Below are 15,332 nucleotides of genomic sequence, written 5' to 3' on the forward strand. Positions count from 1 at the left end.
AAGGATGACGGCCTGGATGACAGGCCGTTTCCTTGGCGCCAATGGATGAGGATCGGCATCGGCGGCCTCAAATGGCGGCCTGCGGATTTTTGGGATGCCACGCTCACCGAATTCTTCGATGGGATCGAAGGTCACAATGAAGCGCAGGGCGTTGACGAGCAGAATACCGATGCGCCAAGCGATCGCGAGTTGGAAGCGCTCGTGGCGAAGTATGGCTAAAGACCTGCGCGATAAAATTCGTCATCGGTGATATAGCCTTCGTCGCGACAAACCAGACGCATTTCTCGCATGCCTTTGTCAAGCAGAGCTTGACGGCATCCTCCACGGATCGTTTCTTCCTCGGCCGCGGCGAGGCGCTGTAATCGCCGCTGATTGATGTCGTATGCCATGTATGCGCCCCCGGCAATCACGACGACGCAGGCGCAGGCAATCAGTCCTTTCAGCCACCCATCCATCATTTCCCCCAAAGGCCCACAACCACCGCGGGCTTTTTCATTTTAGGATGCGCAACGCATGGCTGACAATACCGATGACCTGATTATTTCAATCAGCACTGATCAGGCCACGCTCCGCCGCAGCATCCAGCGCATCGAGCGCGATCTGGCGGGCTTGTCGGGATCGGTGCAGAAGCAGTTCACGGCTGTCGGCAAGTCGATCGACAACTCCATTTCTTCCACAATGCAGAACCGCATCAATGCCATGGTCGGCATTGGAACGAAGGCGTCGAAGGAGTGGACCGGTGCGCTCGCCGACCAGGGCAAGGAATTGGAACGGCTCCGCGCCAAGTACAATCCGCTGTTTGCGACGATCACGCAATACAAGGCGGCCGTAGCCGAAATCAAGCAGGCGCACGCCGTCGGTGCAATCTCCGCGAATGAAATGGCGCTCGCGATCAGCAAGGAGCGCCAGGCTGCGCTTGCATCTACAGCAGCCATAAAAGGTCGCAATGCCGCCCTTGAGGCGACTCCTGCGCAGCGAGCTGCTGGTGGCGCCGGCGCATTCCAGACAGCAAACATCGCCGCTCAGTTCCAGGACATTGCGGTTCAGCTTCAGGGCGGCAGCAAGCCGCTGACGATTGCACTTCAGCAGGGCACTCAGCTTGCATCAGTCTTTCAGACGATGGGCTCTGGTAGACAGATCATAGCTGGACTTGGAGCCGCGTTCGCAAGCCTGGTAAGCCCTGTCTCACTGGTGACGATCGGCCTTATTGCTGCGGGTGGCGCAGCTTATCAGTATTTCAGCTCGGTTGGCGAAGGCGGCAAAAAATCAGAAGAGGCCCTCAAAAAGGAAGACGAGCTGATCCAGCGCGTCGCCGACAAATGGGGCAGTGTCCTTCCAGAGCTCAAGAAATACGCGGACGAGCGTCAGAGACTTCTCGACGTCAAAGAACAAAAAGATGCTTCCCTTGCGGAGGCAGACAAGCAATGGACTGAACTCCGCAAGAATATCGGCCTGACACAGGCGAAATACGCCGAGTTCCTCCAGACCTTCAATGATCAAGCGGCCGACACTGCGAAGGTCGGCGCGCTCCAAAAGGCATATAAAGAACTCAGCGATGGAATCGCCAACGGCACAGCCACAACTGAGCAGGCCAAGGCAGTGCAGGCCGCCCTTCTTGCTCTCATGCAAGAAACGGGCATTAAGGCTGTTGGTGATTTCGCGAAGACATTTGATGTTCTCGCGACTTCGATTGCTGGCGCACGAAGCGAGGCGGACAAGCTAAAAAGCGCGCCGCTGTTCAACGAGAACGTTGATAAGAGCCGGCTTCCGACGCTTGGCACCATTGGCCCGATATACTCAGACAATGGAAAGCTGCTGACCGATCCAAACGAGATCGAGCGTTATAAGAAGCAGCAGGAGGAAAACCGGAACCCGACGATCGACACTGGCCGCGGCCTGCCTGTTCCAGTCCCAACGCCGACGGCTAAGCCTATCCAACTTGGCGAGGAGCCAAACAAACAGGCCGAGGCTGCCGCCACCAAAGCGGCGAATGCATATCGCGACTTGGTGAAGATTGCGGATGACCGTATCGGCCAACTGCAGCAGGAGATAGACCTCCTCGGCAAATACGGCGTCGATGCTGATGCTGCCCGCTTTGCGCTGGATCTGTTCCAGCGGTCAGAGGATAAGGGCAGGTCGCTAAGTGAGCAGCAGCGCAAGGAAATCGAAAAGAAGGTCGCGCTCTACAAGCAGTATTCTGAGACGCTGTCGAAGGCAAAGCTGCAGCAGGATTTGCTCATGGATGCGCGATACAACTCGCTGTCCAAGCAAGACCAGCAGATCACCACGACTCTTCGCCAGTACGGTTTGCCAGAGGATCTGAACAGTCCAGAAGCCGGCCAAATCCGCAAGTTTCTGAATATCGAGGACGCGCGATCCGATCTCAGGTCGTTCTTCGGCGACTTCAAAAATGCTCTGCTGAATAACGGGGGCGACATCGGCAAGGCATTTGCTGACGCCATCCAAAACGCCGCGCTAAACCAGATCTCGAAGATTGCCGACAGGCTGATCGATCAGTTGATCAATGGCATTCTCGGCGCTGGATCTGGTGGCGGGATCCTCGGTGGCGTTGGAGCCCGCTCTGGCGCCGCCAATGCCAATTTCATGGCGAACACGACACTCGGCCAGCTGATCGGGGCCAACGACAATCTCGGCCGGGCGCCAGTTATCCCGGTCACGCGGGCGCCGCTTGGCAACATCGCGGCCTACGCGGCCGCAATCAAGTCCATCGAAAGCGGCGGCAACTATTCGGCCATGGGGCCTGTGACTGCTTCTGGCGACAGAGCATATGGCGCCTACCAGGTAATGGGGGCCAATGTCGGCCCGTGGACGCGGCAGGCGCTTGGCTATTCGCTGTCGCCGTCCCAGTACCTTGCATCCTCGTCGGCGCAGGATGCTGTCTTTCAAAAGATCTTCGGCGGCTATGCCGGGCGTTACGGTGCCTCGGGCGCTGCGCAGGCTTGGTTCGGCGGCCCTGGATCGGTGGGCGGCGGCGGCAATGCGGCCGATATGCTTGGCACGACCGGCACGCAATATGTCGAGAAATTCAATAGTGCATTGACGCGGCTTTCCGGCACGACCGACTCCGCAACCGGCGGACTTCGGAACTTCAACCCAGCTGTTGGCTCTGCGACCCAGAACCTCGGCCAGTTCGGCAACGGTCTTGGCCAGCTAGGCAATACCCTTCAATCTGGCGCAACCGCCGGCGGTTCTTCCGGTGGTGGCGGCGGCTTGTTTGGGTGGCTCGCTAGCCTGTTCGGCGGCGTGAGTTCGGGTGGAGCAGCCTCCTCGGCGTTCAACACCCGCACCTATGCTGATGGCGGCCATGTGTCCGGCCCTGGCGGCCCGACCAGCGACAGCATCCCCGCGATGCTTTCCAACGGCGAGTTTGTCGTGAATGCCGCATCGGCGCGCCGGCATAGAAGGTTGCTGGACGCGATCAATTCCGGCTCCATCGCAAGATTTGCGAGCGGTGGATTGGTCGGTGCCGCCGGCGGTTCTCGTGTTGCCGGCAGGGCGTCGGCGGGCGCTTCTGGCGTCGTGGTGAACATCACGAACAACGCGAACGCGCAGGTCACGCAAAAATCGCGGCAGACATCGAGCGGCACGCAAATCGACGTCTTGGTAGATGAAATGGTGGCTGACAAGGTCTCGACACCTGGATCGAGGTCGCGCGGCGCGATGCAATCGCAGTTCGGTCTGCGGGGAGGATTGGCAAGGCGATGACTGCTCCAGCTTGGCCGGTGACTCTGCCGAAGTTTTTCACAGCAACATCATACGACGAAGGGGGCGCAGACAATGTTCTGCGCTCCGAAACATCTATCGGTCCAGCGAAGACTAGGCGGCGCACCTCGGCGAATGTCTGGGGCCAAAGCGGACAGATGGTCATGTCTTATGCCGAGTATGGAGACTTCCTTACATTCGTGCGGGATTCCATTTCGGACGGCGCGAAGGCCTTTACGTTCCCCGACCGCCTCGGCGGGTCGGATCTCCTGGTCCGATTGAAAGAACCCCACAAGGCAACACTCGACGGCAATTCCTGGGTCGTTTCATTCTCCCTTGAGGTTTTGCCTTAATAGCCTGGATATCAGATGAGCCGTATTCTTTCGCCTGGGTTTCTTGCTGGGATTTTCTCACAGGAGACAGACGAGGTTCCGATCTGCCTCTTGACCGTGACTCACGACGATCTCGACGAACCGATCTATATCTCCAGCGACCCGACGACGCGTCTGTCAGACGACCCGCTGGTCTATGGCACGGAAAGCCGGGGCGAGCAGTTCATCTTTTTGCCTTTCGACTTCACGCTGCCGGATGATCGCAGCGATGCTCCGCCGCGCGTCCAACTGACGATGGACAACATCGACCGCACTCTGGTCTCTATTCTTCGCACCTTCACCACGCCGCCAGCAGTCAAGTTGGAGATCATCCTCGCGTCAGATCCTGACGTGGTCGAGATCACGATGCCGGTGCTGCAGATGTCTGACGCGACGATGGATGACCACGCGATATCGGTCACGTTGGTGGCGGATGCGCTGGTCAACGAGCCGCATCCTGCCGGCCAATTTACGCCAGGATCGTTCCCGGGGCTGTTCTGATGGAACGCTTCATCGGAATTCCTTACGTGCCCCATGGGCGCGACTACACCGGCGCGGACTGCTGGGGTGTCCTTTTTCTTTATTATCGGGACGTGCTCGGGACATCAGTTCCGTCCTACTCGGCGGAAATGGACGCTCGCGAGTTTCACCGCAGCGCCATCAGCCCACTGGTCGCCGAGGAGCGTGAGAAACACTGGCATCCCGTTGATGTCCCGCAGATTGGCGATTGCGTGCTGATGCGGGCAGGGCGCCACGACAGCCACGTCGGCGTGTTCCTTGGGCATGGCCTCATGCTCCACAGCGAGGGGCCGCATCCATCAGTCATAGACCGCATCGGCGATATGCGCTGGCGAAACCGGATCTCCGGATTCTACCGCCTCAACCAATAAGGCAGATCCATGCAGCTTGTACCGACAACGGCGCCTGTTGAAATCATTGCGCCGGGCGAAAGCGTAGACGTTTATCTGCGTCGATCTCCGCTGCGCTCGGGACGAGAGCACATCAGCCTTCCGGCCGGCCTCTCGATTGAAGAGATCATCGAGCGCTGTGATATTGAGCCGAGCAGGCTCTATGTTGCGATCAATGGGAACTCCATCGAGCAAAAGAACTGGCGCCGCGTCCGCGTCAAGCCGGGCGCTTCGGTTACGATAGTGAAGGTTCCTGGGAAGGGCGCCCTCCGCGCGATTGCCGGGCTCGTCGTTGCCATCTTCGCCGCAGTTGTTGCACCATGGCTCGCGACGAGCGTTCTTGGCCTTGCTGCCGGCACAACCGCAGCCAGTGTGGCCACCGGCCTGATCGGTGCGGGCATTTCGCTCGCCGGCAGCCTGATCATCAATGCCTTGTTCCCGGTCGCGAAGCCGGACTCTCTGCCGAACACGACCACGCTTTATTCGATCGGCGGGGCGCAGAACCAGGCGGCGCAATATGGCGCGATCCCGGAGATCTTCGGCACGCACCGGATCTCGCCGCCATACGCTGCCGGCGCGTATACGGAACTGGTCGGAGACGATCAGTATCTGCGTATGCTGTTTGTGGTCGGCTATGGTCCGATCGCCGTGTCAGACCTGAAGATCGGCGAGACCGCGATCTCGAAATTCGAGGATGTCCAGTACCAGATCCTCGAGGACCATACGGTTACGCCGCCAACGCTTTACACGAAGCCGGTTTATCAGGAGGACGTCTCTGTCGTTCTGGATGCCGAGGCGGGTTGGGTGCAGCGCACGACAGCAGACAACATTGATGAGATCTCTGTGGATGTTAGCGCGCCGAGCGGCATCTATCGGTACAAGTCATCCAACGGCAATCGCGTCAACTATACCGTTACCATCGAAGTTCAATACAAGCTTTCGACCAGTAGCACATGGCTCTCCTTCGGCACCTTTGACCTGACGTCGAACTCGCCCCAGGCATTGCGCCGGACGCTGAAGAAGACGGTCACCCGCGGCAGGTATGATGTCCGGCTGAGCAAATCGTCTTCCGATTACAGCGGCAAGGACACCGTTTCCGAGACCGTCTATTGGACTGCCGTGCGGGGCCGGCGCAACGAGCCGGTGGTCAGCTTCTCGAAGCCTCTGACGTTGATCGCGATGCGGATCAAGGCGACCGGTCAGCTCAACGGCACTGTCAACACACTGAACTGCATCGCCAGCCCGAAAATCCGGTCATGGAATGGTGTTACCTGGTCATCCGGGCAGGTAACTCGCAACCCAGCCGATCACTTCCGGCAGGTGTTGCAGGGCAATGCGAACGCGCGACCCGTCGACGGGAGCGCGATCGACATCGTCAGCCTGCAGGACTGGCATGCATACTGCGAGACGAATGGCTTCACCTTCGATCTTGTGGCGACCGATCAGAAATCTGTCTACGAACGACTGACGGAAATCGCGGCCGCCGGCCGAGCTGCGGTCACTTTCCGCGACGGGCGGTGGGGAGTTGTCTGGGATATAGCCGACTCGCCGATCGTGCAGCATTTCACGCCACGGAACTCCGCCAACTTCTCTTCAGTGCGTGGCTTCACGGATCTGCCGCACGGCTTCCGCGTCAAGTTCATCAACCGCGACAACAGCTACCTGAACGATGAGCGGGTCGTCTATGACGACGGATATGACGAGGACAACGCCACCAAGTTTGAAGGGATCGATTTTTCCGGCGTTACGGACAAGGATCTGATCTGGAAACACGGGCGCTATCACCTGGCCCAGCTTCGGTTGCAGCGGGAGACGTATTCGCTCGACACAGACTTTGAACATCTGGTCTGCACCAGGGGCGACCGTGTCCGCGTAAACCATGATGTCGTGCTCTGGGGCGCGGGTGCGGCGCGGGTGCGGTCAGTCACATCCTCGCCCGATGGCGTTGTGATTGACGATCTGCTGACGATGCAGGCCGGCAAAACCTATTCGATGCGCTTTCGCGGCGCTGATGGCTCGTCTATCATCAGAACGATTACAGGCGTCGACGGCGAGTTCAACTCGTTCCAGTTTTCAGATGCCGGTGATTTGCCGGCGCCAGGCGATCTCGCGATGTTTGGCGAGAATGGATTTGAAAGCGTCGTTCTGCGCGTCAAGAGCATCACGGCGAGGCAAGATCTTTCTGCGCGTCTGGAACTCGTCGATGACGCGCCGGCCATCATGGACGCAGATAAAGGGGACATCCCTGAGTTCGAAACGGGCATTGCCCCGGTTCCGGATTATCGGGCCTCGGCGCCGAGCGGATTCTCTTATGTCGAGACGGTCTGGACGACTGCGCCGGCTACGTCAGCGATCGATATGGCGTGGCAGGCGCCGGACGCGGGAGCTGCTGCATCTTACATCGTGCAATATCGAGCCAACGGCGATACGCAGTGGATCACGACATCGAGCGTTAGCGCGCCGGCAATCCGCCTCGTCGATCTCGCGACGGGTGTCTATGACGTCCGCATAAGGGCGGTTTTTGCCAATGGCGAGTTGTCGGACTTTCTCACTTCGTCGTTCATTTGCGCGATCTTCGCCAACAACCCGGCGGACATTGAAGACTTCCGCGTCGCCATCAACGGCGACATCGCAATGCTGCAGTGGACGCTGCAGGCAGATCAGGCGCTCTCGCATAGTGAAATACGGTTCTCTCCGGCCGTCACCGGTGTCACCTGGCAAACGGCAGCGCAATTGCGCACGAATGTCATCGGATCGCAGACGCAGGTTCCCGCTATGGTGGGCACCTATCTGATCAAGGCCGTCAACTATGCCGGCCTGATGTCACTGAATGCGGCCATTGTTGTCAGCACTGTCAATCCGCTGACCGCTTTCAACGCGGCAGAGGTGCTGCAGGAAGATCCTGATTTCCTGGGCAACAAGTCCGGTGTTATCGCCGCTGGCGGCGGGTTGATGCTCGATACCGCGTCGAACGTCTTCGATCTCGTCGACTGGTTTTCAGTCACCGACTACTTCCTGTCTACGACAGGATATGAGGCGGATGGCATTTACGATTTCGCCGACATCATCGATCTCGGCGAGGTTTACACATCTCGCCTAACGGCTGCGGTCGGCGCGTCTGGTGTTGTTTCCAGTCTCAATCTCTTCGATCGGCCGGATTGGTTTGATGTGCCCGAATTCTTCGGCCTAGCATCGGATTCGTTGTGGAACGTTCGCGTTGAGGTCTCATTGACCAATGACGATCCGACTGGGGCGCCGGCATGGTCGGACTGGGCTGAATTGGTGACGTCCGATGTGTCTGCGCGAGCTTATCGCTTCAGGGCGAAGCTGCAGTCATTCCAGTTTGACGTCACGCCGATTGTCCACTCGTTGGGTGTGACGGTCGATATGCCTGACCGCGTCATCGCCGAAAACGATTTGTTGGTGCCAGCCTCTGGGCGCACGATAAACTTCTCGCCCGCCTATTACGTGCTGAGCGGCATCGCGATCGTCGCGCAAGACATGCAGACCGGCGACTACTACCAAATCACCAGCAAGACCGCAGCTGGTTTCACGATCATCTTCCGCAATTCATCTGGGGCGCCGGTTGTGCGAACCTTTGACTACGTGGCGAAAGGATATGGATACGTTCAATGAGCCAGCCAACAGATTTTAGTGTGCCGACGACCGGCCCAGCCTCGCCGACACTCATGGCGACGCGCATGGATGATAGCCTTCAGGCCCTTCTCAGCGGCAACTCCGGCGCTACCCGGCCGTCTTATGCGGTCGCCGGGACGTCATGGGTTTCCACGGCCATAGCAGGGCAGTTGCAGCTATATTTCTACGATGGAGCTGACGACATTCTGCTGCTGGCTGTCGATACCGCAACGAATGTCGTTACCTTCAGTGGTCTCGGCGCATCGATCAATGCAGCGACGGCAAAGACAACTCCCGTCGGCGCCGACAAACTGGGCATTTGGGATAGCGCGGCGGGCGGCACGAAGAGCCTGACCCTCACCGCCTTGAGCACCTTTCTCGCGCCGCTGCTCGGTCCGGACTTTGTCGAAGGCGGCATTGTCTTGCCAAACGGCTCGACGCCGCTGACGCATCTCGATATCGCCGCCTTCAAAGTCAAGGCGCTGAGCAAGGTGGCGATTTCGGCTGGCACTCTGACAAAAAATATCAACGGCACTTGGGTGGCCGGCAATGGTGGCGGCCTGGACACTGGCACCAAAGCTGCCAATGCCACTTATTTCGTCTACGCGCTGCGCAAGCAGTCGGACGGGACGGGTGAGGTGGTGCTTTCGACTTCTGCCACTGTGGGCGGCGTAAGCTTGTCGCTGCTGACCGGCTATGACGTCCTTGCGCCGATCGGCGTTGCGCTGACTGACGCCAGCTCGAATATTCGAGAGTTCACGATGGAGCCCAGCGGCGAGTATACGTTTACGACGCCCATCAGAGAAGCAACGAACATTGCTATCTCGACTACATCAGCGCTCTTGGCCATCACGGTGCCAAATGGCGCTAGGGTCAAAGCCAAGCTCCGACTTATGTTTTCCTCCGCAGCGACCACCAACTCGGCTCTTGTCCACGACCCCGCCAAGGGCGTCCTCGTCGCCGGCGGCAACGACTCAGGCGGTAGCGTTGGCACTATTCAGGTTGCCAGCGGCTTTGCAGTCGGGGGAGGAGACGTCTTCACGAACACGAGCAAGCAGGTCAGATATGTCGCTGGCGCTTCCGGCACCATTTGGGTCTGGAATGACGGGTTCTATTTCCCATGCAAGAGGGTCGCATAATGCCTTATGTTACACGAAGTGCCGATGGCGAGATCGCTGGACTGTTTGAGCAACCTCAGGAAGGCTTCGCTGAGGAATTTCTGGCGAACGATGATCCTGAGGTGATTGCCCATCACTACAAGCCCCTGCCGGCGGTATCGGTGTCGGCACGCCAGTTCAAGCTTCAACTCCTGGCGGCCGGACTGCTCGATTCTGTGGACGCTTGGGTTGCGCAGCAATCGCGGGACGTCCAAATCGCCTACGAGTATTCCGGCACTTTCGTTCGTAATTCACCAATGATGGAAACGGGCTTTTCTGCCATGGGATTCACTCCGCAGCAGATCGACGGTTTCTTCGTTGCGGCGGCCCAACTATGATCCTTCGCTACCTGGCCTATTTCCCGATCAATCTCGCGTTCGTACTGCTGTCCTATCTGTTGGCGCCGGCACTTGCTGGGTTGTCGCTTCTGACCGGCCCACGCCTGCCTGGCGTGCTGCAGTGGTTCTCGACGCTCGATGCTGATCTCGATGGCGGCGTGACGCAGCGGGTGAGTGGATACAGACCCGGTCTCAACGGCTGGCGCCTTTGGTGGCAGCGCACATGTTGGATCTGTCGAAACCCGGCCCACGGCTGGCAATCGACCTTGCTCGGGATGCCCGCTGCCGGGTCTACCATTGTGCAAGCGCGGCTCAGCCTGGATCCAAACCAGCAGCTTTATCTGATGAAGACAGCCGCCGGCGTGCACTTCTTCTGCTTCAAGCGTGACCAGCCGCTCGTTGGCGGCCTCTACGTCAAGCTGTGGTTCGGCTGGGTTAACCGGGCCTATGACGGTCGGAACCACCACTACAGTTTCCAGATCGGCCTGAAGAGGGCCTAACCCACTCCCAAAATCGGAGCCCACCATTGCTTCGCACGCTTTTCACAGGCGCGCGTGACGCTGTTGCGCGCGTGCTCATTCCCGATGCGGCCGGCACGCTCAAGCGCGCGTGGTCGCTTCGTCTCATCGAGCTGGCGGCGCTTGCCGACATCATCCTCAACGTCGTGCCGGTCGTCTCCGATTACCTGCCGTGGTGGCTGACGCTCGCGCTGCTCTTTGGCGCATGGTTTGCGCGCCTGCTTATCCAAAACAAGGAGGCACCAGTTGCCAATCAATAAGATTGCCGCGACGAAGCGCGGCAAGGCGGCCATCGCTGCTGCCATCTTCGCGGCCGTTCTGGCTGGCGGCCAGTCGTACTTCGCCGAGCCGGAGCGCCCGGCCGCCGTCATCCTCGCCACCGAAACGCTGATCAAGCCATGGGAGGGCCTGGTGCTCAAGTCGCACTGGGATCCTTTCGCGAAGATATGGGACATCTGTCACGGCGAAACGCAGATCGACGGCAAGCCGGTCAAGCCCGGCATGAGCTTCACGGCCGCCGAGTGCGAAGCCATCCTCGAGGCCCGCGTCAAGCGCGACTACTACCAGCCGCTGACGAAGCAGATCAAGGGCTTCACGCGGTTCCCGATCGGCGTGCAGGCTGCGATGATCTCTGGCGCTTATAACTTCGGCGTGTCCGGCATGGTCAACTCGACCGCGGCACGCCTTGCGGTGCAGGGTCGCTATCGCGAGGCATGCGAGGCACAGACCGCGTGGAACAAGGCCGGCGGCCGCGTCGTGCAGGGCCTGGTGAAGCGCCGGGAGATGGGTGATGCCCAGCGCGCCGGCGAGGCTGAAATCTGCGTTTCGGGGCTGTCGCAATGATCGCGTTCTTCTTGAGCCCCATCGGTCGCCGCGTAGGCGGCGCGCTGGCCGCGCTCGCGCTGCTATTGGCCGCCTATGCCTACGTCGACCACCGCGGCTACGCCCGCGCCGAGGCGCATTACAAGGGCATCATTGCTGCGGAACATGCCGCGGCCGTCACGGCCCGCAACGCAGAGACCGAGCGGCAAGCCGCGGCGAACAACGCAGCCAAGGCGCGCGAGGCGGAACGCATCGCCAAGATGCAAGCCGAAAACGAATCCCTGGAATTGAAGATTAAGGAGCTCGAGCGTGAAGCTGGCGAAGATCCTGATGCTGGCCGCACTGCTCTCGGTGCTCCCGGCGTGCGCCGCACTAACAAGGTCCGATAGACTGGTCGTGCCGCCCGCGCCGCCGAAACTGGTGCGGCCGGACAGTGCGCTGACGGCGAAGTGCATCGGCCCGGTCGACCTTGGCGACAAGGCGCTGACGCAGGCCCAGCTGGAAAAGCTCTGGATCACCGATCGCGAGCGGCTCCTGTATTGTATTCGCAAACACCTGGCGCTGCGCGACTTCTATGCCGATCGCGACGCAGGGTTGGAGCGCAAGCCATGACCGGACCAGAAATCATGGCCGTTGTTGGCTTCTTTGTCATGCTGGCCGGCGCAGGTTGGCGCGTCTGGGCTCGCGTCGAGGCCAAGGTGAAGATCGCCGAGGATAAGGCCGACAAGGTCGGCGCGGACCTTGCGGCGCATCGGCTGCACAGCGCCGAAATATTCGCCACAAAGACCAGTCAGGCCGAGCAGACCGCACAATTACTGCGCGCCATCGAAGGCGTCGGCAACCGGATAGACGGTGTGCACGAGCGCCTCGATCGCCTCTACGAGAATCCACCTCAGCGGCGCACCACGCGCGGCTAATTCCTCTCTCAATCTCCTGGACATCATCATGGCTACTGAACTCCTCGCGGTGGGCTCCACCGCGGCCAACTCCGCTGATCTCGTAGTAGCATCTGGCTCTACCGTGCTCGTCGGCATCAAGGGCACTACGACCTCACAAGCGCGGGTGCGTATCACCCTCAAGGACGATGCGGGCGGCTACACCGATATTGGCGAACTGACGCCTTTCCGCCCCGCGATCGCGATCACCGCGCCAGGCACTTACCGCTTCAGCCGCGTCGCTGGCGAAACGTGCGGTGCCTTCAGTGCTTGATAGCAGTACGTTTCTAAGTTCACCGCTCTCCCCCTTTGGGCGATACAGCGTTGTTGGCCGAATTCCTGGCGGAGGCGGAGGCGGCTTGCCGTCTCTAGCGCCATATACATTCGAAGCCGAAACCAATGCGCTCGCCGCGGCGATCACGACGCCAACGGCGAACCGCAAGCGGTGGATGAACCGCGCTATCAAGCGTCTCAAGGCGGCGGGAATCTGGTCTAACGCCGTGGGGATGGGCTTCCTTGTCGGCACGGATGAAGCGACTGCCCTGCGCTGGTGGAATGACCCCTCTCGCACCTGTACGAAGATCAGCACTCCGGGCTTTAACACAGGCTTTGGCTGGACGGCGACGGCGAACGGGCAGGCCCTAAATACCGGCTTGTTAGCCAGCGATTTGAACGGCGCAGGCGGCACCGCCCCGACCGACCTGGGTGCTTACGTCTATTGCACCAATGCGGTTACCGGCAGCAGCAACAGCGACATGGGCGCTATCAACGCCTCGTCTCAAGGCATCAACATTTGCGCCCGCCGTGCGACTAACGATAACCAGACCATTCGCCTCGCCTCGGCGGCAATTACCACCATCTCGGCGGATGGCGACACCGATGGCGCGGGTTTGACCGGCGCAAGCCGCATTGATGCGGCGAACGTGACAGGGTCGCACCTGGGCGTCACCAAGAACACGGTGGCCGCCGCCTCGGTCGCCCTTCCCTCGATCCCGATCTACCTGCTTGCGCACAACGCAAACGGTTCGGTCTCGAGCTTCTCGCCCCGTCGTCTGGCATTCTGGTACGTGGGTCGCGCCCTGACCAATGCCCAGGAAATCGAGCTAAACGCCATCTGCGCAGAATACATCGAGGCGACCGGCTACGGTGATTTCTACATGGAAGAGGTCGGCGTCGGTACGTCCAACATCACTGTAGATTACATCGGCTACGGCTTTGAAGCACAGACCGTCTTCGCTTGCCTTCAGGCCGCTCGCAATGGTCTTAGTGTGGCAATGGTCGGTGGTTGGCGAGATCGCTTCAACCTTGGCGGTATGACTTCCGGTGGCCTTGGCTTCGGTGACGTTCTTAACACTGCTGCTTTCGGTGGGCTCGTAAACTGGCTAATCAAGCGCGTCCAGACAATCGGCAACCAGCCGACGCCGCAGTATTATTTCGAGCCGCGGTGGGTACAGTGGGCTCTGCGCGAGCTGCTGACGCCCGAGAAAAACGGCGGCTATGACATCAAGGTCTATCAGACCAACGGCGTCCTGTCCGTTACCAAGAACCCAACAACCAACGCCGTCACATCTATTACAACTGTCGATGGTAGAACATTTAACATTAAGGGCGGCTACGATGGATCCTATGAAAAGGATCTTACAGCAGCTGCCGGATGCTCCTACCGAATCGGACGCGAAGCTGCCACGGCGGGCGCCGCCGAGCAGTACAACGGCATTCGCGCTACCTACAACGAGTACACAGGGGTTGATCCCTGGAAAACCCCGGGCAATACGAGCAGCGGCCTGATCAACATGATTCAGGCGGTCAAATCGACCTTTACGCCGGCGCTCAACACCCTGCCGCCAGCGGGTACGGCGCATGATAAGGAACAAGCCTACAACTTCCGCATGACCATGACGAACTCGCCCAAGTGGCGCAGGCCCTTGCCGAGCACGCCGCCTGCCGGGTTCGATATCGCGGATTATGAAATCCTGCTAAGGTTCATGGCGGCCAACCCGACTAAGACCAGTTTCACCGACTACTTCAAGGCGGACGCCGTTGTCACGGTCAACGGTGAAAGCAAGTTCGACGTGAACAACCGCGCCGGCCCCGCTGCGCCCTCGACCGATTACATCGGCAAGAACTGGGGTTATTCGGTTGCCCCCTACTCGACCCGGGAAGTCATGTGGAAAGCGCACTGGAACTGGATCATGGGCATGCTTTGGCTGCTCCAGTACGGGACCGACCCTCGCATTCCCGCCGCCCTCAAGACGAACTGCTTGAACTGGGGCCTCTGCGCCGACCATTACCCATCGCCGCACGAGAACGACACGGTCGGCATGAACCCGCAACTTTACGTCCGCGAAGCTCGCCGACTGATCGGCGTTGCAACTCTTGACGGCGACGAACTGAAGCGCGGCGACGGTGGTGTACCTACTATCTCTACCAACACCATCTCCATGATCTCGTACTTCATGGACTCGCATGCTATCCAGTACATCGCCTACGAAAAGACAGCTGGCAATTGGATTGTAGCAGGTGAAGGCGGGTTCGGCGAACCTGACGGATCACTCGGCGGTACTGATGGTATGTTCCCAATGCCGCTGGAAATCGCTACCCCTGTAGCATCTGAATGCACTAACCTCTTTGTGGGCTTCGGCTTCTCCACCAAGCACATCGCTTTTGCTGCATGCCGCATGGAACCAACCGCGTGGCAGGCAGGGCAAAGCCTCGGCCAGGTTGCCGCTGAGGCGATCAAGAACAATCGCACGTTCCAGGACCCGGCGAATTACCCCGCCGCCCGGGCAGCATTGCTCGCCAACGCCTTCGCACTCACCAACGAAACCGTACCTGTTCTGGCGCAAACGACCTAAACTCCAGCCGCCTCTCCTTAACCGGAGAGGCGGTGGCCGCTTCGCAGTCCTCTGATTTCTATTGGTAGA

Annotated in this window: 16 protein-coding genes; 15 read left to right on the forward strand and 1 reads right to left on the reverse strand. The window is 59.7% G+C overall.

Features of this window, described 5'->3' with window-relative positions; genetic code table 11:
- Positions 1-12 precede the first annotated feature (12 nt).
- Positions 13-219, forward strand: coding sequence for a phage tail assembly chaperone (locus HJC00_RS13595; protein WP_221102526.1), 207 nt, complete (start codon positions 13-15; stop codon positions 217-219).
- Here the strand turns inward: HJC00_RS13595 and HJC00_RS13600 are convergent.
- Positions 216-455 carry a hypothetical protein gene (locus HJC00_RS13600; protein ID WP_207241985.1) on the reverse strand — a complete coding sequence of 80 codons (240 nt, stop codon included), beginning with the start codon at positions 453-455 and terminating at the stop codon, positions 216-218. The two genes, HJC00_RS13595 and HJC00_RS13600, sit on opposite strands and share 4 nt — an antisense overlap.
- Before the next feature lie 58 nt (positions 456-513).
- Here HJC00_RS13600 and HJC00_RS13605 point away from each other — a divergent pair, with 58 nt between their 5' ends.
- The 14 genes from HJC00_RS13605 (at position 514) to HJC00_RS13670 (ending at position 15,263) form a co-directional block, all read left to right on the forward strand.
- Complete coding sequence (locus tag HJC00_RS13605; protein ID WP_221164178.1) at positions 514-3,726, forward strand: phage tail length tape measure family protein; 3,213 nt, start codon at positions 514-516, stop codon at positions 3,724-3,726.
- Between the two features lie 365 nt (positions 3,727-4,091).
- Entirely contained in the window at positions 4,092-4,595 is a 504-nt protein-coding gene (locus tag HJC00_RS13610; protein ID WP_221123877.1) for a DUF1833 family protein, read from the forward strand.
- Positions 4,595-4,984 carry a C40 family peptidase gene (locus HJC00_RS13615; RefSeq protein WP_221123878.1) on the forward strand — a complete coding sequence of 130 codons (390 nt, stop codon included), beginning with the start codon at positions 4,595-4,597 and terminating at the stop codon, positions 4,982-4,984. The genes HJC00_RS13610 and HJC00_RS13615 overlap by 1 nt, the downstream gene beginning before the upstream one ends.
- 390 nt (positions 4,985-5,374) lie before the next feature.
- A complete protein-coding gene (locus HJC00_RS13620) occupies positions 5,375-8,638 on the forward strand; it encodes a host specificity factor TipJ family phage tail protein (RefSeq protein WP_311044177.1) in 3,264 nt (1,087 codons plus the stop codon).
- Between the two features lie 53 nt (positions 8,639-8,691).
- Positions 8,692-9,777 (forward strand): hypothetical protein, encoded by a 1,086-nt coding sequence (locus HJC00_RS13625; RefSeq protein WP_311044178.1) that lies wholly within the window; start codon positions 8,692-8,694, stop codon positions 9,775-9,777.
- A complete protein-coding gene (locus tag HJC00_RS13630) occupies positions 9,777-10,133 on the forward strand; it encodes a hypothetical protein (RefSeq protein ID WP_221164180.1) in 357 nt (118 codons plus the stop codon). The genes HJC00_RS13625 and HJC00_RS13630 overlap by 1 nt, the downstream gene beginning before the upstream one ends.
- Positions 10,130-10,633 carry a hypothetical protein gene (locus tag HJC00_RS13635; RefSeq protein WP_221158304.1) on the forward strand — a complete coding sequence of 168 codons (504 nt, stop codon included), beginning with the start codon at positions 10,130-10,132 and terminating at the stop codon, positions 10,631-10,633. Before HJC00_RS13630 ends, HJC00_RS13635 begins: the two co-directional genes overlap by 4 nt.
- Positions 10,634-10,659: 26 nt before the next feature.
- Positions 10,660-10,911 (forward strand): hypothetical protein, encoded by a 252-nt coding sequence (locus HJC00_RS13640; protein WP_221164181.1) that lies wholly within the window; start codon positions 10,660-10,662, stop codon positions 10,909-10,911.
- Entirely contained in the window at positions 10,898-11,494 is a 597-nt protein-coding gene (locus tag HJC00_RS13645; RefSeq protein ID WP_221164182.1) for a lysozyme, read from the forward strand. Before HJC00_RS13640 ends, HJC00_RS13645 begins: the two co-directional genes overlap by 14 nt.
- Entirely contained in the window at positions 11,491-11,862 is a 372-nt protein-coding gene (locus HJC00_RS13650) for a hypothetical protein (protein WP_221164183.1), read from the forward strand. The genes HJC00_RS13645 and HJC00_RS13650 overlap by 4 nt, the downstream gene beginning before the upstream one ends.
- A gap of 7 nt (positions 11,863-11,869) precedes the next feature.
- Positions 11,870-12,085: an anaerobic dehydrogenase gene (locus tag HJC00_RS32525; RefSeq protein WP_311044179.1), complete on the forward strand. Its 216-nt coding sequence runs from the start codon at positions 11,870-11,872 to the stop codon at positions 12,083-12,085.
- A complete protein-coding gene (locus HJC00_RS13660) occupies positions 12,082-12,390 on the forward strand; it encodes a hypothetical protein (protein ID WP_221153240.1) in 309 nt (102 codons plus the stop codon). The genes HJC00_RS32525 and HJC00_RS13660 overlap by 4 nt, the downstream gene beginning before the upstream one ends.
- Positions 12,391-12,418: 28 nt before the next feature.
- A complete protein-coding gene (locus tag HJC00_RS13665) occupies positions 12,419-12,682 on the forward strand; it encodes a hypothetical protein (RefSeq protein ID WP_221164185.1) in 264 nt (87 codons plus the stop codon).
- Positions 12,683-12,767: 85 nt separating this feature from the next.
- A complete protein-coding gene (locus HJC00_RS13670; RefSeq protein ID WP_221164186.1) occupies positions 12,768-15,263 on the forward strand; it encodes an FAD-dependent oxidoreductase in 2,496 nt (831 codons plus the stop codon).
- Positions 15,264-15,332 lie beyond the last annotated feature (69 nt).

This window comes from Rhizobium sp. NLR22b (assembly GCF_019685295.1).
Lineage (GTDB): Bacteria > Pseudomonadota > Alphaproteobacteria > Rhizobiales > Rhizobiaceae > Rhizobium.

Excerpts from the sequence above, each read along its gene's own strand:
- HJC00_RS13600 (WP_207241985.1), bottom strand. The coding sequence starts at position 455 with ATGGATGGGTGGCTGAAAGGACTGATTGCCTGCGCCTGCGTCGTCGTG.
- HJC00_RS13605 (WP_221164178.1), top strand. The coding sequence starts at position 514 with ATGGCTGACAATACCGATGACCTGATTATTTCAATCAGCACTGATCAG.
- HJC00_RS13610 (WP_221123877.1), top strand. The coding sequence starts at position 4,092 with ATGAGCCGTATTCTTTCGCCTGGGTTTCTTGCTGGGATTTTCTCACAG.
- HJC00_RS13615 (WP_221123878.1), top strand. The coding sequence starts at position 4,595 with ATGGAACGCTTCATCGGAATTCCTTACGTGCCCCATGGGCGCGACTAC.
- HJC00_RS13625 (WP_311044178.1), top strand. The coding sequence starts at position 8,692 with ATGGCGACGCGCATGGATGATAGCCTTCAGGCCCTTCTCAGCGGCAAC.
- HJC00_RS13630 (WP_221164180.1), top strand. The coding sequence starts at position 9,777 with ATGCCTTATGTTACACGAAGTGCCGATGGCGAGATCGCTGGACTGTTT.
- HJC00_RS13635 (WP_221158304.1), top strand. The coding sequence starts at position 10,130 with ATGATCCTTCGCTACCTGGCCTATTTCCCGATCAATCTCGCGTTCGTA.
- HJC00_RS13650 (WP_221164183.1), top strand. The coding sequence starts at position 11,491 with ATGATCGCGTTCTTCTTGAGCCCCATCGGTCGCCGCGTAGGCGGCGCG.
- HJC00_RS13660 (WP_221153240.1), top strand. The coding sequence starts at position 12,082 with ATGACCGGACCAGAAATCATGGCCGTTGTTGGCTTCTTTGTCATGCTG.
- HJC00_RS13665 (WP_221164185.1), top strand. The coding sequence starts at position 12,419 with ATGGCTACTGAACTCCTCGCGGTGGGCTCCACCGCGGCCAACTCCGCT.